Origin of the sequence: Achromobacter xylosoxidans (assembly GCF_014490035.1) — a bacterium.
Taxonomy (GTDB): domain Bacteria; phylum Pseudomonadota; class Gammaproteobacteria; order Burkholderiales; family Burkholderiaceae_B; genus Achromobacter; species Achromobacter bronchisepticus_A.
Genome location: NZ_CP061008.1, coordinates 3,687,144 through 3,703,858 on the forward strand (window position 1 = coordinate 3,687,144; position 16,715 = coordinate 3,703,858).

Consider the following 16,715-nt stretch of genomic DNA (forward strand, 5'->3'; position numbering starts at 1 on the left):
TACTCTCAGGAGGTGGTGGAAGGAGAGACGGCGTGTTGCCGGGCGATGGCCGCGCTTTCCGGCCGGAAACTGAAATGCATGAAGATGAGGGAGACGCAGACGGTGCCGTACAGCAGCATGAAGGCGCTGGAGCGGACGCCCGTCAGGTCGAGCAGAACCCCGAACATGATCGGCAGCACGAAGCCGCCCAGGCCGCCGGCCAGGCCGACGATGCCGGACACGGCGCCGATGTTTTCGCCGAACTCGTCCGAGATGAACTTGAAGACCGAGGCCTTGCCGATGGCCATGGCGATGCCGACCACGAACAGCAGCACGGTGAAGGTGACCGGTCCCAGCGCAATGCCGAAGCTGCGCGGGCCGTTGGCCGTTGCGATGGTGAATTCCGTTTGCGGATAGCTCAGCAGGAAGAACGCGACCCAGCACACCCACATCACCCACCAGGTGGTCTTGTAGGCGCCGTAGCGGTCGGAGATCCAGCCGCCCACCGCGCGCAGCACGCCGCCGGGCAGGGAAAAGCAGGCCGCCAGCAACGCCGCCAGCTTCATGTCGAAGCCGTATTCGCCGATGTAGTACTTGGTCATCCACAGCGCCAGCGCCACGTAGCCGCCGAACACCACCGAGTAGTACTGGCAATAGCGCCAGACGCGCGGGTCCTTCAGCATGGCCATCTGCGCCGACAGGCTGGCGCCGCTCTTGACGCGGTGCGAGGGGTCGGAAGAAGAGAACAGCCAGAACAGGATGGCGGTGACCAGCAACGCCACGGCATAGACCTGGGGCACGATGACCCAGGCCCCGCCCGCCGCCGCGATCAGCGCGGGGGCCACGAACTTGGTGATGGCCGAGCCCGAGTTGCCGGCGCCGAACACGCCCATCGCCAGGCCCTGCTTGTTGCGCGGGAACCAGCGCGCCACGTAGGGCGTACCCACCGAGAACGAGCCGCCCGTCAGGCCGACAAACAGCGCCAGCACCAGGAACTGCCAGTATTCGGTGGCGTAGGACAGCAGCCAGATCGGCACCACCGCCAGCAGCATCAGGATGAAGAACACCGGCCGCCCGCCGTAGCGGTCGGTCCAGATGCCCAGCGGCACCCGCACCAGCGAACCGGTCAGCACCGGCATGGCGGCCAGCAGGCCGAACTCGGTTTCAGACAGGCCCAGTTGCTGCTTGATGGGAATGCCCAGCACCGCAAAGATCATCCACACCGCGAAACAGATGGTGAAGGCGAATGTGCTTGAAATCAGGACCCGCATCGGCGCGCCGGCGGAAGGTTGACTTGCTGCCATGGTTACTCTCGCTTTACTCACGAAGACATGTGGCTAGCCTAGGCATGGCGGGCCTTGCGGACCATTCGCCAGCCGACCAGAAGCCCCGTGCCGATGTGACTAGTCACCCCTTTCTTGCCGGCCCGGCTTGCGCTGGATCAAGCGGCCGCGCTGGCGGCAAAGCGCCGGACGCATTAATATGCATTTCAAATACACCTTTAAAAGCGAAGCCGAAACGGCGCCGCGACTACCCACATGAGCACGCTGCTTAGCATCGAAGAGCCGGCGGCGGCCCCCCGCCGCGCAAAGCCCCAATGGAGCGCCTTCACGGAAATGGGCTTCCGGCCGCTATACCTGGCCGGCTGCTTCTGGGCGCTGGCGTCCGTGCTGCTGTGGGTGCATGCCCCTGCCCGCTTGACGGGCGTGTTGAACGGCATGTTCTGGCATGCGCACGAAATGCTGTGGGGCTTCGTCGCCACCATCGCGGTCGGCTTCCTGCTGACGGCAGGCGCCAACTGGACCGGCAAGAACCCCTTGCGCGGCACGCCTCTGGCGGTCCTGTGCGCGGTGTGGATCGTGGCACGCGCGGGCTATCTCGTGCCAGGACGCCCGGCCTTCGTGGTGGCCGCGTCGGCGGATCTGCTGTTCTTCCTGTGGGCCGCGGGCGCGCTGGGCCGAGCCGTCGCCGTCACGCGCAATCAACGCAATTACGGCATTCCCTTCCTGCTGCTGGGCCTGGCCGCCACCGACGCGCTCTACCTCTGGGCCTCGGTCCAGGGCGACTACTTCGCACTGATGCGCTACTTCAACGCCGGCCTGCTGTGCATGGCGGTGCTGACGCTGCTGATCGCGCGCCGCGTCATCCCCTTCTTCGCCAAGCGCGCCGTTGCGGGGCTGGACATCCCGCCGCACACCCGCAGCGGCCACTGGCAACTGGGCACGGGCATCGTCGCCATCGCCTGCCTGCTTGCCGGCCAGCCGCAAGTCGCCGCGCTGGCATTGGCCGCGACCGGGCTGATCGCCCTGGCGCAATGGGTATCGTGGAAGCCCTGGGCGGTACGCAAGGTGCCGCTGCTATGGATTCTGTACGCGGGGTACGGCGGCCTGGGCATCGGCCTTCTGGTGGGCGCGGCGCAACTGGCCGGCTACGTGCTGCGGCCCGCCTGGCCCGCCCACGTGATCGGCGTGGCCGGATTCTCGGTGCTGATCCTGGGCATGGTCACGCGCACCGCGCTCGGCCACCTGGGCCGGCCGTTGCAGACTGACCGCAGCATGGTGCTGAGCTATGCGCTGATGATTCTGGCAGCCCTGCTGCGCCTGGCCGCCCTGCTCCCGACCGCCGCCGCCATCGGCTTCCTGCACGCCTCGGCCACCGCCTGGGCGCTAGCCTTCGCGCTGTACCTGTGGCGCTTCTTCCCGATGATGATCCGGCCGCGGGCCGATGCGGGCAAGACCGCAGCGCCAGTGATGAAGGTGGTGGCGGTCGGGCGGCGTCCGGCCGCCTGAGCCTCAGCCGCGCCCTTCGCGCCGGCGCGTGGCCGCGAGCTGCTGCTTCATGGCCTTGAGCCAGGCCTTGACCTGCTGCATGTCCACGAACTGCGACAACTCGAACTCGAGTTCGCCTATGTATTCCTCGGCATCGGCGATCTCCGCGTCCAGGTCTTCCATCAGGTCGGCAGGATCTATGGACTGCGCGGGATCGAAATGGTATTTGGCCTTGAAGCCGTCTTCCGCGGCCGCGATGTCGCCGGCCAACACGGCGAGCTGCGCGTCCAGCGCCTGGTTGTACTGCGCGTAGCGTTCCTCATCGACGCCAGCCAGCCCATCCGGACCGGCAGCCGCCAAGGCGTCGATTTCCGCCAGCGTCTCGGGCGCCGGCGCAGCCCGGCCGGCCGCCGCCTGGGCCGGCGGCGCTTCGACTTCGACCCCGCCCTCGTCCTGTACGTCTTCCGCGCTGGCGTCGTAATCCGAGCCGGCATGCTTGAGATACAAGGCCTTCAGCCTGTCCGTGTCGCACTCGGCCGGCGTGCCGTCCAGCACGATGACGTCCAGCGTCTCCTGCGCCAGCTGCGCGGCAATTTCGGATGCCAGGGCGCGTTCCGCCTTGGTCAGCTCCTTCTGCTTGCAGGCGTGGTCGAAGCAGGCCACCAGCTTGGCCTTCAGTTCGACCTCGACCGTCTCCAGCGGCGCCAGCACGTCCTCGTATTTCTTCTGGTATTCGGGCAGCACGGCCTGCCACCCCCGCAGGCGGGCGCGCTGCTCTTCTAGCGTGCGCGCGAGCGACTCGAATCGCTGGCGCTGCGGCGTTCCGGATGCCGGCAGCGCGGCGGACGTGTTTTCTTGCATGGAGAGAACCTGGGCAGGCGGCGCCTGGAGCGCCTTGAAATGATCGGAGCGCCATTTTAGGTTACCTGTCGGCCGAACCCTCGGCGGCGTTGTCCTTGGCCGTCGTGTCGGCGGGTTCGATGTCCTCGTCGGGCACCTCGTCGCCCTGAGCGCTGTCACTGGCGTCGTCCGGGTTCACCGGCGGCGGCCGCTGGACGGCAGTCCCGGGCGGCGGCACGGACGCCATCGTTATCGGATGCAAGGCCAACTCGAATTGGATCTGGGGCATCACGGCACCTATCAGGAAATGCGGCGAAATCCGCCGCAGCCCGGTATTAGCAAGCGCCATGCCACCAAGCCAGCGCAAGAGGCATCAGAAGCGCGGATTCTTGCCGAACGGCACTTCCGTGTCCGTCGGTTTCTCGAAAGACGCCGTATCGCCGTTCAGGTCCGCGACGTGGATCTGGGCCAGCCGCGTCGCTTCGTCGATCGCAACCTGGGCCGACGCGAAGCGCTCTTCGACGGCAATACGCTCTTGCGGCGCGCCCGCCGCCGGCGGAACCAGTACGTAAGCAATGCTCCAGCTGCCCTGTTGCTCAACCGGACGCTCGAGCTCGAAATCCCATCTGGCGTGTTCCATGGGGCCTCCTGTCGAATCCTGCTTTCATGCTACTGCGGTTTACTTGGGACGAGGGTCGCGGATGCCCTGGTCTAGTCCCTCGAATTCGCCGCGCCGCAGGCGCGGCAGGAAATTGGCCATGGCGCGCGCCACATTGCGCACTTCCTGCTGCACCGCCTGGTCCCGGTCCAGGTCGTCGTGGCTGGTGGCATACGGGCGGTAATAGCTGATGTAGCGGTCCAGCCGAGAGGCCGCGCCGGCATCCATCAGCCCCATCCAGTCCAGCCAATCGGCGAGGCCGCGCCGCTGCGCCTCGATGCCGGCCACATCTCCATGCACCACCAGGCCGTAGGCGCGGCCGGCCAGATGCTTGGGGTATGGCCAACCGGCAAGCTCTACCTGCTTGGCCTTGAGCGGATCCTTGCCGCGTGTCAGCGTGGGATCGGGATTGCCGCCGTCGGCGCACACCAGCCTGTCTATCATCAGCTTCAAAGGGCTGGGCGATTGGTACCAATACGTGGGCGCCAGCAGGATCACGCCATGAGCCGCGACCCATTGCTCGTAGATGCCGGCCATGGCGTCATTGGACTGTCCCAGCGAGTGATTCGGGTAGCAGCTGCATGGCCAATGGCACAAGGGCATCGCGGTCGACACGCAGCCCTTGCAGGGATGGATGCGGTACTCGTACTCGGAAACCAGGCGGCTGAGATCCAGCAGATCCGTCTGCAGGCCCGCTGTTTGCAGTTCATCCAGGACGATACGCGCCAGCCTCCAGCTCTTGGAAGCCTCCCCCGGACAGGTGCCGTCATTGCGCGCGGCCCCGACGATCACCAGGACACGAGACGGCGTGGCCGGATCGCGCTGCACTGCTGCGGCGCGCGCCAGCCGGTCACGGGTTTCCTGCCACTCCACGGACAGGTCGTAATCAGGGTCCGCGTAATCCGGGCCGGCCTTGGCCGTGAGGGGCGCCTTGCGGCCGTTTTCGTAGGCATCCCATGCGATCGCCTCCAGGCGCTCGAGGGCGGCGCGCTCGGTCTGGAAGGCTGGATCGTAGAAGCGCCGCATGAAGCGCAGGCGGAATTCTTCCCGCGCAAGGGGGCCGCCATACTGTCCCTTGCGCACCGACGGTCCGATTTCGGTCATGGTTCTCTCCTGGCGCGTTTGCGGCGCCGCTCTTGCCGGGCGCGCGCGGTACAGGCCGCGGCCAACGCCAGCAACTTGTCTTCGTCCAGGCGCTCGGCGTCGACCAGCCCTTCGTCCGCGCCCTTGAGCGCGATCAGCAATTCGTCCAGTTTCAGATGCAGCGCCTCGCTGTCCTTGTTCTGGCTCTGCTGGATCAGGAACACCATCAGGAACGTCACGATGGTCGTCCCGGTATTGATCACCAACTGCCAGATTTCGGAATACCTGAAGGCCGGGCCGGTCGCGGCCCAGATGATCACGGCGATCAGCGCCAGCCCGAAGGCGATTGGCGAACCCACCCATCTGGTCACGTGCGCGGCGAAATGGTCGAAGAACCGGGAGATGGGGTTGGCGCGGCCGGCTGAGGCGCCACCGCCTGAGGCTCGGCCGGTGCGTGCCGCGCGGTGCGGCCGGCTAAGGAGTGGCCGGCTCAGGCGCGCGCCCTCCCGGGCTTGCTGACGTCGGGGAATACTGGTGCTCGGCATGGTGTTGCGTCCAGTCCTAGCGGACAGTCCGCTCAGCAAGCCGCATGCCCGGGGCTGGTTCATTCCCGATACCGGCTGCCGAAGCCCACATCGCGCCCCAAGGCGTCCGGTGCGCCGCCCGTCATCGGCAAGCCCTGTGCCCACCCTGCCGCCAAGGCCTGCGCGTCGCGTACGGGGTCGGAGGCCTTGGCGCGTTCATCGCGCATGCGGCAGGTTTCGGGATCGGCGGCGAACAGGCCGCGCGCGTGTACCCTGGCCTGCTCGATCAGCTGCGCGGTCTTGGGAGCGCGTAGCTGCGCAAAGCGCAGCAAGGCCGCCTCCAGCGCATCGTGTCCGCCGTCCAGGCATCGGGCCAGGTGCCAGGCGTCCTCCAGGGCCTGGCACGCGCCCTGCCCCGAGGTAGGCAAGGGCGCGTGCGCGGCATCGCCCACCAGCAGCACGTTGTCCCGGCTCCAGATTTTCAAGGGTTCATGAACATGCACGAAGATCAGATGGACCGCATGCGCCGGCGTTGCGCGGATGATGCGGGCGACAGGCTCAGGCCACCCGCCGAACAAGGTCTCTACCTCCTGGCGCGGGTCCGTGGCAGGCGCCGTCGCGCGCAAGGGCCGCGCCTGCGCCCCCGCCCAATAGACCAGCCCTGGCCGCACCGCCACGGCGCCAAAGCGCTCACCCGCGCCCCAATAGTCCCGGATGGCGATTTCATCGACCAGCGCGTCATCCGCCTGCGCCACGCCTATCCAGTTCACGAAGCCCTGGTAGACCGGCGCGTTATCGCCCGCGACATAGCGGCGCGCCACCGAATCCATGCGACCGTCGGCGCCGATGAGCAGGTCCGGGCGGATACTCAGCCCGTTTTCGAACCGCGCCACCGCCCGGCCGCCTCCGTCCGGCTCGATCGTCACCGCCCGATGCCCGTACGCCACCGGGATGCCGGCCGCCGCGGCAGCGTCCAGCAGCACCGTCTGCAGATCCCTGCGCAATACCGTATGGGTCGGGTGTCCCATCAAACGGTCCAGCAGCGCGATATCCAGGCCTCCCAGCGGATTGCCTGCCGCGTCCAGCCGGCGCATCGCGGCCGGCCGGCCGCTTACCGCCGCGATGTCCTGCAACAGCCCCAACTCCTTGAGCACAAAGCCCGCATTGGGCCACAACGTCACGCCAGCCCCCATGGCCGCGGGCTGCGACCTGCGTTCGTACACGCGCGGCCTGTGCCCCTGCTGGCGCAACGCCAACGCCACGCTCAAGCCCGCAATGCCGCCGCCCAGTATTCCGATTTCCACGCTTTTGCTCTCCTTCAATGCCCGCCTCGACGCGCCGCTAGCGGCGCTACATCGGGCGATGGGGGCATCTTAGAGTCCGCCACTTTTGATAACTAGCATTCCAAAATTGGCCTATTAATTACCTCAATCGGGATAATCATGCGCGACGCCCTCGACCTGAACACCGTCCGCGTCTATGCGGCGGTCGTCGACGAACAGAGCTTCGCCGGCGCGGCCCGCCTGCTGGCGCTGCCGTCATCCAATGTCAGCCGTCACGTCGCGTCGCTGGAACGCCGGCTGGGCGTGCGCCTGCTGGAGCGCAGCACCCGCCATCTGCGCATGACGGAAGCCGGCAGGCTGTTGTACGAACGCGCCAAGCCCTTGCTCGACGCCTTGCTCGCCACCGAAGAAGAGCTGGGCGCGGTGCAACGCGAGCTGCGCGGGTCCCTGAAAATGTGCATGCCGGGCGAAGCGCCCAGATTGTTGGCCCCCATCCTTGCCGAGTTCTGCAGCCTGCACCCCGGCGTGGAACTCGAATGCGATACGCGCATGAGCGGGCTGGAGTCACTGCGGGACGAAGACGTGGACCTGGCCATCGTCTTCCATCGCGGCCGGCAGGACGACAGCGCCTTCATCACGCGTGAACTGGCCACCCTGCCCAGCATCGTGGTCGCGGCGCCCAGCCTGCTTGCGCAGACCGGAACGCCTCGCCACGTGCGGGAACTCAAGTCCCTGCCCTGCATCACCACCCTGAGCGCGCTGAAAGGCCAGCCCTGGCAATTCGTCGACGCCGCCGGCGAGATCGTCAAGGTGCCGGTCCGCAGCCGCTACCGCGTCAACAGCGGCGAACTGGCGGGCGCGGGCGCGCGCCAAGGCATAGGCTTCGCGATACTGACGGCCTTTGGCTGCCAGGAAGACCTTGCCGCGGGCCGCCTGGTGGAGGTGCCGCTGGATCTGCGGCCGGCGCCACTGCAACTGCTGGGGGCATACAGCCATCGCCATTCGGTGACTGCACGGGTGCGGGCGCTGCTGGAGTTGATGCAGCTGCGGTTGGGCAACGCGGGACGACCGGCAACCGCGGAATCCTGACGATGCCGCGCCACGCGCGCTAGCCGTCGCTAGGCGCCAGGTCGGGCGCCGAGCGGGCCGGATCGACCTTTTCTCCCATCCGGAATGCGCGCCAGTCGGCGCCGGCGCCTGACAGCCAATGCCGTACGTAGCACAGGCTCAAGGCGGTGGACAGCACGTCGCCCTGAAATCGCAGATCAGGCTGCAACCGCAGCCAATTGAAGTCCTCGATGGTCCGGATCCTGCTTGCCAGCACTTTGACGCCCTTTCTGGACGCGTGCCCGAGCAAGCTGAAGAACTGCTCCTGCAACGCATCGACCTGGCTGATGCCCGCGGGAATATCCACGCGCAGGCCCACCGCGCGCAGGACGCCGAATGGCGTGGGCGCGCCGGCCCGGCTACAGGGAAGAAGGCGGACGCGTAGCGTGGCCTTGAAATCACCGTAGCGCCGGAAGAACTCGGCGCCTTCGGCGACGCGACTGCTCAACGGGATATTGAACACAACGCGCACGCTCGGGTAAATCGGCTGCGGCCTTTCCCGGAGCAGGGGCCCATCCGGCAGCAAGTTGCTACCCACCTCCGCTATGCGCAGATCGAGGCAAAGCTGTTCGGCCAGGCCTCTCCCCGCGTGCACGTTGAGCGGATGGTCCATGGTCAACGGCGCCAGGCTGCCGCTCTCCTGGAGAATGCGGCACGCGGCCCGCAACGCGGATGCCGCGGCTGCGTGCGATGCGCCCGTGGGCTGGCGGCTCATCCAATCCCCCGCCAGCGCCATTTCGCAGACGGCGCCGCTTGCGTCCAGAATGGGCTGAATCTTCAGCGAACTGCCCGGGCATGGCGTGGCTTCGGTCCTATCGTTGACGTTCATGCGTGTTTTCTGTGATTCCGCCGGCGCGGGAACGGCGCTCAGCCTGCTGGCGCCAGAGTACGGACCGCCGCAAGGCGCTCCCATCATAAGATTCTGATTCTCCAGGTCCTGGAAGCGCCCCCCGTTCGGATGCGCCAGAGCGAGTCTGAAGGACGGCGGCCAGCATTTTCAAAATCTTTTGATGTTCCGTGCCGCCCCCCGTTTCTACGATGGGCTCATGCCCGTCCAGGAATCCCAACCCCTCTCGCATGACAATGTCGAGGTCCCCCTCAGAGGGCCGACACTATTGCTGCATCTGTTCGCCCTCGCGCTCTTGGCGTGCATTGGGGCCGCGGCGGCCCTCTCCCTCTATTGGGCCTTCAGCGACACCGTTTCGGCCTATCGCCGCCAGATGAATGCCGCGGCCTACACCGCGCAGCTCTTTTTCGACCAACGGGAGATCCTGCTGCGCTCCCTGTCCTCTTCCGCGGTGCGCAACACGGACCGCGCGCCGGTCTCCCAGACACCGCGCTTCTTCGGCAATACGCGGCAGATCGAGGTGTTTCCGCTGCAGGAAGAGCAGGACGCCTACGACTGGGCCCTGATCCTCACCCCCCGCGACCTGAACGACGTAGGTCTTGCCCATACCCAGTTGCTGTACAGCTCGGTGCGCACGGGCCAGACCTCCCTGCTGGTGCCGCTGCCTGGACATGAACAGAACGAGATGGACCCGGCCAAGCAGCGCTGGATTGCGCGCGCGCTGGCGGCAGCCGATCCCAGCCTGGACCCCGCCGGCCGCCATCCGATCGTCTGGCTCAGGCCGCCGATGGATCAGACAAACCGGTTGTACCTGTACACGCCCATGGATTCCACCGCACCGGACTCGGGGTGGATCGGCCTGGAAGTGGTGGATATCGATGCCGCCATCGATCTGTCGCCCCTGATCGGCGGCAGCTACGCCTTGTACGACCAGGACGGCGCACCCGTGCTGCACAGTCCGGCCGCCTCGTTCCTGGCCATGTCCAGCCCGCGCGACGCGCACGCGGACTCCTTCGGCTGGTCGGGACCCGGGCTGCTGCCCGAGTATGTGGTGCTGAACAAATCCGTCGGCGCGGCAGGCTGGCGGCTGGTCTACCACACGCCAATCAGCCGCATTCTCGGCAACACGGCTTTTGCGGTCCAGGCGACACTGGCCGCCGCGGTCCTGCTGCTCGCGGCAGTGGTCCTTGGCGCGAGGCATATCAAGAAAACACTGATCGCGCCGGCCATCCAGCAATACGAAGCCTTGGCCGACAGCGTGTCGCTGACCCGCAAGCTCGTCGAGGTGGCGCCGGTGGGCCTGTGCCTGCTGCGGCGCGCCGACCACAAGCTCATCCTGTCCAATGAACTGGCCCGCCAATGGCTGCTCAGCGATGCCGGCCTGCTGTGCAGCGCGGCCACCTCCGCCGGCCTCAATTCGACGCGCGAGTACGCCTTGCAGGACGGCCGCAACGTCCACATCACGTTTGCCGGCATCACCTATCGCGGCCAGGAGGTGGTGTTGTGCGGCATCAACGACATCACACCCTTCAAGCAGGTAGAGCGCTCGATCATGCGGGCCAAGCTCGATGCCGACGCCGCGAACCACGCCAAGACCGTGTTCCTGACAACCATGAGCCACGAAATCCGGACGCCTTTGTTCGGCATCCTGGGCACGCTGGAAATGCTCGGCCTGACGGCGGTCGACAACCAACAGCGCCAATACCTGGAAACCATGCAGCAGTCCTCATCGACGCTGCTGCGCACCATCAATGACACGCTGGACCTGTCCCGCATCGAAGCCGGCTACCTGGAGCTGGAGTCAGAGGCTTATTCTCCGGCGGAGCTGCTGGACGCCGTGGTCAGCGGCTATGCCGCGCGCGCCGAAAGCAAGGGACTGCACCTCTATGCGGTGGCCGACGTGCAAGCGCCTGCGTCGGTGCTGGGCGATCTTACCCGCACGCGGCAGATACTCAACAACCTGGTCAGTAACGCCATCAAATTCACGGATTCGGGCCAAATCGTGTTGCGCCTGCGGGTCTTGCGCAGCGGCACGGAGACCGCGACGCTGAGGTTCCAGGTAGCGGACACGGGTGTCGGGATTCCGCCGGAACACCACACCCAGTTGTTCGAACCCTACTATCGCGCCGAATCGGGCCAGTCCGGCGCTGTTCCCGGCACCGGACTGGGACTGGCGATCTGCGCGCGCCTGTCGGAGATGATGGGCGGATCGCTCCAAGCTGTCAGCGAGCCCGGCCTCGGCACCAGCATATCGCTGGACCTGACGCTGCCATTGGCCGGCGGCGTGCGCGATGACACGAGGGTCCGCCTGGACGCTACGCCGGTCTTCGTGCGCGGCGCCGTGAACGAAGTCGTCAACAACCTGTGCCACTGGCTGCGCCATTGGGGCGCCCTGGCCCTGCCTTACCAAGCCGAAGACCACAACCAGGCGGAAGCCGGCGTGTTGGTGGATGCCTGGCCGCGGGTCCCGAACCCGTCGCACTGGTCAGGCGCCCGGGTAATTGCATGCCCTCCCGGCACGCTACCCCGCCAGGACCAGGCGCGCAGCAGCTGGATGGCCAACGCCTACAGCCTGGCCGATATCGCCGCCGCGGTGCGCCAGGCGCAGGATGGCGCGGCGGCCAAGGAATCCCTCGAAACCAAGGCCGTGCGCGAGGTTCTGGACATGCGCCTGCTGGTAGTCGAGGACAACCTGGTCAGCCAGCATATCTTGCGGGAGCAGCTGGAACATCTGGGCTGCACCGTGGTTCTGGCCGCCAACGGCCGCGAAGCCTTGGCCCGTCCGGACGTGACCGCTTTTGACGCCATCCTGACCGATCTCCAGATGCCCCAGATGGACGGTCATGAACTGACTCTGGCCCTTCGAAGCCAGGGCTATACCCGCCCCGTCGTCGGTATCACGGCCAACGCATTCACCGAAGACCTGCGGCGCAGCGCCGCCGTCGGCATGACCAAGGTCCTGCTCAAGCCCTTACCCATAGACGCATTGCGCCAAACCCTCGTTGCCCTTAAGGAAGCCTCATGATGAAGCAGCTCGCCGACTACAGGATTCTGGTCGTGGAAGACCACCCCCTCCAATGCGTCCACATGACGACGCTGCTGGAAGCCGCCGGATTCGCCCCCGCGGACGTCGCTGCATCCGCCGAAGCCGCGCTGGAGATGATCGGCGTAGCGCCCTATCACCTCGTGCTGATCGACCTGAACATGCCGGGCATGGACGGCGTTCAGTTCATCGACCGGCTCGCCACGCTGCACCACAATCCCATGCTGGCCATCGTGTCTGCGTGTCCGCGCCGCATCATGAACAGCGTGGCGTTGATGGCAAAGGAAAAAGGCCTGGCGGTGCTGGGCACGTTTGCGAAACCGCTGACGGCGGATCACGCCCGGCAGTTGACCAGCCAACTGCGGCAAAGTCGAACCGAAGCGCGCGCTCCGGCCTCGCTGGCCAATACCGATGTCTTGTTCGACCGCGGGACCCTAGAACACGCCTTGCGGCAGGGGCAGCTGCGGGCCTGGTTCCAGCCCAAGAAAGCGCTGGCCAGCGGCCGCATCGTCAGTGCCGAAGCGCTGGTCCGGTGGCAGCACCCCGAATTCGGATTCATGCTGCCAGGATCGTTCCTGTCCGCGGTGAGGCGCCACTCGCTGGACCGCGCGCTGCTCCTGCGGATGCTGGGAGACGCCTTGGAAGCCTACACGCGTTGGCGGCGGGAGGGATACCGGATGCCCGTATCCGTGAACCTGCCGACCCAGCTGCTGGACGACCCGGACCTGCCCGACGAACTCGAGCGCATCGTGCTGGCCGCGGACGTGGCGCCGCAGGAAATCTCATTTGAATTGCTGGAAGACGAGACAACCACGGTCCAAGGCCAATACTATATGGGCGCAAGCAGATTGCGGCTGAAAGGATTCGGCTTGGCACAAGACGATTTCGGCATAGGATATAGCTCCATGTACAGCTTGATTTGCACTCCGTTCACCGAGCTGAAGATCGACCGGGCGTTTGTCAGCGGCGCCGCCGGCGACGAAGGCCGCGCCGCCGCGCTCGTGTCTTCGGTTCAGTTGGGACGGCAGCTGGGGCTCCAGATCACGGCCGAGGGCGTTGAAACCGGCAAGGACCTTGAGTTTCTCCGGCGCATCGGCTGCGACTGCGCACAGGGCTTTCTGATTTCCGCCGCGGTCGACGCCGATGCCTTCAGTAATCTGCTGGCCCTGGAGCGCCAGGCGATGAACCCATCCTAACGTTGAGGAAGCCGTTCATGCCCTTGCAGGACACGCCATTCGGCAGGATTACGCGCACCTCGCGCTGGTTGAACCTGGCCTTGTTCGGCATATTGCCCCTGGTGCTGGTGCTGGGCAGCGCGCTTTTCTGGGGCCTGCAGCGCATCATCGAACAAGAGCGCGAACGCCTGAACCTGGATTTCACCATACTCATCGGCTATGTCCATGCCCAGGAACAGTTCCTGAACAAGCTGCGCTCGCATAGCCCATCGCTGCCTGCCGAAAACACTTCGACCACGATTTCCCTGCATGCAACGAGCGTCCGCGAACGCTTCGGCATGCAGCTCCTCGATGGGCAGCACAGCAGCGCCGAAATGGCGTTCTCCCTGGCATGCGGGGACCCGTCAGACTGTCCCACGGCCGGCCGGCGGCTGGCGGGCCTGGGCGGCTATCTGGCGAATTTCTACTCCACCTACTGGGCGTCGTCCTATTTCCCCGCGTCCACCAGTTTCCTGGTCAACCAGAACGACAGCATCAGTCTCAGCGTCCCGGCGGTCGACGCGCCGTCCGGCTACGAGATGCTGACCCCGCGGCACTTCCTGGCGGCCACGGACGCCATACGCGCGGAACTACGCCAACTGGATGCGGTCCAGCAACGCCTGATCGATCAGGATCTGCCTGGCTTGCCGGGGCCGGCCAGCGCGGGCCGCATTCATTGGTTCCGTACGGCAGAGCTGCCGGGCAGCATGTTGGGAATGATCTACGCCAACGTCCCGCCATCGGCATGGAGCGGCAGACCGGGGACAACGCCCGCGATCTATGCCGCCACGCTGCTCAGCCACCACCGCATCAGCATCTTTGAAAAAGCGATGAGCCGGCCCCTGTACGGCGGATTCTGGCTGTCGCACCGCGAAGCCGGCATACTGCTGGGCGACGGCGACCGTCCAAGGGTGAGCGAGAACGGGCTGCACTATACGGCCGACGGGCTGGTGCTGCGCACCACCGACTCGACCGGCGTCTGGACCGGCGTGTATCGGGTCGACTATCCCGTTTTCTTCCAGGACAATCTCTGGCTGCCGATCACCGCCGCCTTGCTCCTGCTCTTGAGCCTGGGCGGCGGCTTTGCCTTCGTGCGCTGGTTCAACCGCAGCGTGATCGCGCCCGCGCAGAATGCCCAGCACAAAATCGTCGAACGAGAAGAATTCAGTCGCACGCTGGTCGAGACCGCGCCCGTTGCGCTCTGCCTGCTGGCGCGTCCCACGGGCGACATCGTGTTCGGCAACGGCCTGGCGCTGCAATGGCTGGGCGTCGAAGCCGGCCAGCCGCTGGAAAACACGCCGGAGGCCAATCTGCTGCTACGCCAGGTGCTGGCGGCGACCGCGCCGGGAACCATCGCCAATTTCCATGCCGCCGACGGCCGCCCGCTGTATGTCGCCTATGCACCGACGCGCTACAACAACCGGGATGTCGTGCTGTGCGCCTTTTCCGACATCAGCGCCCGGGCGTCGATAGAACGCGCGCTGGCACAGGCCAAGCGGGAAGCGGATAAGGCCAGCGAAGCCAAGTCCACGTTCCTGGCGACCATGAGCCACGAAATCCGCACGCCGCTCTATGGCGTGCTGGGGACATTGGAACTGATGGGGTTGACGCAGCTGGACCGCGAACAACGCCAGCATCTGGAGCGCATGCAAAGCTCGTCGGCGATCCTGCTCCAACTCATCAGCGACATCCTGGACATCACCAAGATCGAAGCCGGCCAGCTTGTGCTGGAGTCCACGGAGTTCAACCCTCGTGAACTGGTGCAGAGCTGCACCAGCTCCTATGCGGCGATGGCCGAGCAAAAGGGCCTGCTGCTGTTCTGTTGCGTGGACATCGACGTGCCGCCCTGGGTGACGGGCGACGCCGCCCGAATCCGGCAGATACTGGGCAACCTGCTGAGCAACGCCATCAAATTCAGCGAATCGGGGCATGTGATCGCACGCCTGAAGGTTGCAAGCGCCGCGGCCGACCAAACGACCCTCACGCTCCAGGTCGTCGACACGGGCATCGGCATCGGCAAGGACGAACAGACCCAACTCTTCGTGCCCTTCTACCAGATCGATGGCGCATCGCATACGGTGCGAGGCACGGGGATCGGCCTGCCCATCTGCGCGCGCCTGGCCAAGCTGATGGGCAGCGAGATACGGGTGACCAGCGAACTGGGGCTGGGCAGCAGCTTTTCGCTGGAGTTGCCGCTGCGGACCGTGCCCGGCCGGCCGCTCGATACGCCCGATCTGCGCGGCGCTCGCGTCCTGGTGCGCAGCCCCAATCGCGAGCTGACCGACAACGTTTGCCTGTGGCTGAATCTCTGGGGCGCGCAGGCCGCCCCCGCTCCGGCCCCCCTGCCCTTGGGCGCGCCCGACGAGGTGCTGCTGGACGTGCTGTTCAGCGGACCCGACCTGGATGCCCTGGACTGGGGCGGCCACCACGTGCTGGCGGCCGCTGGCGTCAAGGCGCCCTCCGCCCGCACCATCCGGGTCATACCCGGCGTGGATCAGATCGCCGCCGGCATCCTGGGCGCCTTGCGGGGCCAGCTGACACCGCCGCCCGGCGCTGCGGAAGCGATCATATTCGCGCCTTTGGGGCTGCGGGTCCTGGTCGCCGAAGACAACCCGATCAATCAGGCGACGTTGCAGAATCAGCTGCAACAGCTGGGCTGTACCGCGACAGTGGCCCCGAATGGCGCCGAGGCGTTGACGCTTTGGGGACTGGGAACCTACGACGTGCTGCTGACCGACGTCAACATGCCCCGCATGAACGGCTACGACCTGGCTCGCGAACTGCGCGCCCAAGGCGTCAAGGTCCCTATCATCGGCGTCACGGCAAACGCGATGCGCGAAGAGGAAGAGCGCTGCCTGGATGCAGGCATGACGTCATGGCTCGTCAAGCCTATCGAGTTGCGCACGCTGCGCCGCCATCTGCAGCACCGCAACGCCGGCGCTTCGGGCATCGCGACGGCCATGACCCGCTTGCTTCCCGCGGCAGCCAGCACGCCGCCCCCGGCGTCCATCAAGTTCCGCGCGCTTTTCATCACTACGATGCAGGACGATCTGGAGCAGCTGGAGCAGACACTGGCGGCCGGCGACCTGCACCTGCTGCAAAAGACGCTGCACCGCATCCGGGGCGCGGTCGGCGTCGTGCACATGACAGCGCTGACCCGCAGGCTGGAGGCGCTGGAAGCGGCGCTGCACAACGAAGGACTGAACGCGGTGACGTTCAGCGAAGCCCAAGCCCTGGCCGGCGCGCTGCGACGCATGCTGGCGGAAATCTAAACCCGTTTTCGTCGTGTCCCGGCAGGAACTTGGATTAAAATGAACACCCTCGGAAGCCTGGATGGCTTCGGAAGCCGCGCCATTCGATAGCCCATTC

General features: G+C 66.2%; 13 protein-coding genes. 5 read left to right on the forward strand and 8 right to left on the reverse strand.

The window, feature by feature from the left end:
* Positions 1-5 precede the first annotated feature (5 nt).
* Positions 6-1,283: an MFS transporter gene (locus IAG39_RS17185; protein ID WP_059379680.1), complete on the reverse strand. Its 1,278-nt coding sequence runs from the start codon at positions 1,281-1,283 to the stop codon at positions 6-8.
* Positions 1,284-1,517: 234 nt separating this feature from the next.
* Here IAG39_RS17185 and IAG39_RS17190 point away from each other — a divergent pair, with 234 nt between their 5' ends.
* Positions 1,518-2,768 (forward strand): NnrS family protein, encoded by a 1,251-nt coding sequence (locus IAG39_RS17190; protein ID WP_118931943.1) that lies wholly within the window; start codon positions 1,518-1,520, stop codon positions 2,766-2,768.
* 3 nt (positions 2,769-2,771) lie between these two features.
* On the opposite strand, the gene IAG39_RS17195 is transcribed toward IAG39_RS17190, so the two are convergent.
* The 6 genes from IAG39_RS17195 to IAG39_RS17220 form a co-directional block, all read right to left on the reverse strand.
* Positions 2,772-3,608 (reverse strand): hypothetical protein, encoded by an 837-nt coding sequence (locus tag IAG39_RS17195; RefSeq protein WP_118931942.1) that lies wholly within the window; start codon positions 3,606-3,608, stop codon positions 2,772-2,774.
* Positions 3,609-3,669: 61 nt separating this feature from the next.
* Positions 3,670-3,876, reverse strand: a complete 207-nt coding sequence (locus IAG39_RS17200) for a hypothetical protein (RefSeq protein ID WP_124260345.1) — start codon at positions 3,874-3,876, stop codon at positions 3,670-3,672.
* A gap of 84 nt (positions 3,877-3,960) precedes the next feature.
* On the reverse strand, positions 3,961-4,227 hold the full coding sequence (locus IAG39_RS17205; RefSeq protein WP_118931940.1) for a hypothetical protein: 267 nt from the start codon (positions 4,225-4,227) through the stop codon (positions 3,961-3,963).
* A gap of 39 nt (positions 4,228-4,266) precedes the next feature.
* Positions 4,267-5,349: a flavodoxin family protein gene (locus IAG39_RS17210; protein ID WP_118931939.1), complete on the reverse strand. Its 1,083-nt coding sequence runs from the start codon at positions 5,347-5,349 to the stop codon at positions 4,267-4,269.
* Entirely contained in the window at positions 5,346-5,687 is a 342-nt protein-coding gene (locus tag IAG39_RS17215; protein WP_373428966.1) for a low affinity iron permease family protein, read from the reverse strand. Before IAG39_RS17215 ends, IAG39_RS17210 begins: the two co-directional genes overlap by 4 nt.
* Positions 5,688-5,932: 245 nt before the next feature.
* Positions 5,933-7,156 carry an FAD-dependent monooxygenase gene (locus IAG39_RS17220; protein WP_118931937.1) on the reverse strand — a complete coding sequence of 408 codons (1,224 nt, stop codon included), beginning with the start codon at positions 7,154-7,156 and terminating at the stop codon, positions 5,933-5,935.
* Positions 7,157-7,294: 138 nt separating this feature from the next.
* Between IAG39_RS17220 and IAG39_RS17225 the strand changes: the two genes are divergently transcribed.
* Positions 7,295-8,224: a LysR family transcriptional regulator gene (locus IAG39_RS17225; RefSeq protein WP_118931936.1), complete on the forward strand. Its 930-nt coding sequence runs from the start codon at positions 7,295-7,297 to the stop codon at positions 8,222-8,224.
* Between the two features lie 19 nt (positions 8,225-8,243).
* Here IAG39_RS17225 and IAG39_RS17230 read toward each other — a convergent pair whose 3' ends face one another.
* A complete protein-coding gene (locus IAG39_RS17230) occupies positions 8,244-9,071 on the reverse strand; it encodes a hypothetical protein (protein WP_118931935.1) in 828 nt (275 codons plus the stop codon).
* 286 nt (positions 9,072-9,357) lie between these two features.
* On the opposite strand from IAG39_RS17230, the gene IAG39_RS17235 reads away from it, so the two are divergent.
* The 3 genes from IAG39_RS17235 to IAG39_RS17245 are packed head-to-tail and all read left to right on the forward strand — an operon-like array spanning position 9,358 to position 16,618.
* Complete coding sequence (locus IAG39_RS17235; RefSeq protein WP_223283319.1) at positions 9,358-12,114, forward strand: ATP-binding protein; 2,757 nt, start codon at positions 9,358-9,360, stop codon at positions 12,112-12,114.
* Positions 12,114-13,328 (forward strand): EAL domain-containing protein, encoded by a 1,215-nt coding sequence (locus IAG39_RS17240; protein WP_187523961.1) that lies wholly within the window; start codon positions 12,114-12,116, stop codon positions 13,326-13,328. The genes IAG39_RS17235 and IAG39_RS17240 overlap by 1 nt, the downstream gene beginning before the upstream one ends.
* A gap of 17 nt (positions 13,329-13,345) precedes the next feature.
* A complete protein-coding gene (locus tag IAG39_RS17245) occupies positions 13,346-16,618 on the forward strand; it encodes a hybrid sensor histidine kinase/response regulator (protein WP_223283318.1) in 3,273 nt (1,090 codons plus the stop codon).
* Positions 16,619-16,715 lie beyond the last annotated feature (97 nt).

Coding starts and splice junctions, on each gene's coding strand:
- IAG39_RS17230 (WP_118931935.1), bottom strand. CDS start 9,071: ATGAACGTCAACGATAGGACCGAAGCCACGCCATGCCCGGGCAGTTCG.
- IAG39_RS17240 (WP_187523961.1), top strand. CDS start 12,114: ATGAAGCAGCTCGCCGACTACAGGATTCTGGTCGTGGAAGACCACCCC.
- IAG39_RS17245 (WP_223283318.1), top strand. CDS start 13,346: ATGCCCTTGCAGGACACGCCATTCGGCAGGATTACGCGCACCTCGCGC.
- IAG39_RS17190 (WP_118931943.1), top strand. CDS start 1,518: ATGAGCACGCTGCTTAGCATCGAAGAGCCGGCGGCGGCCCCCCGCCGC.
- IAG39_RS17210 (WP_118931939.1), bottom strand. CDS start 5,349: ATGACCGAAATCGGACCGTCGGTGCGCAAGGGACAGTATGGCGGCCCC.
- IAG39_RS17205 (WP_118931940.1), bottom strand. CDS start 4,227: ATGGAACACGCCAGATGGGATTTCGAGCTCGAGCGTCCGGTTGAGCAA.
- IAG39_RS17185 (WP_059379680.1), bottom strand. CDS start 1,283: ATGGCAGCAAGTCAACCTTCCGCCGGCGCGCCGATGCGGGTCCTGATT.
- IAG39_RS17195 (WP_118931942.1), bottom strand. CDS start 3,608: ATGCAAGAAAACACGTCCGCCGCGCTGCCGGCATCCGGAACGCCGCAG.
- IAG39_RS17225 (WP_118931936.1), top strand. CDS start 7,295: ATGCGCGACGCCCTCGACCTGAACACCGTCCGCGTCTATGCGGCGGTC.
- IAG39_RS17200 (WP_124260345.1), bottom strand. CDS start 3,876: ATGCCCCAGATCCAATTCGAGTTGGCCTTGCATCCGATAACGATGGCG.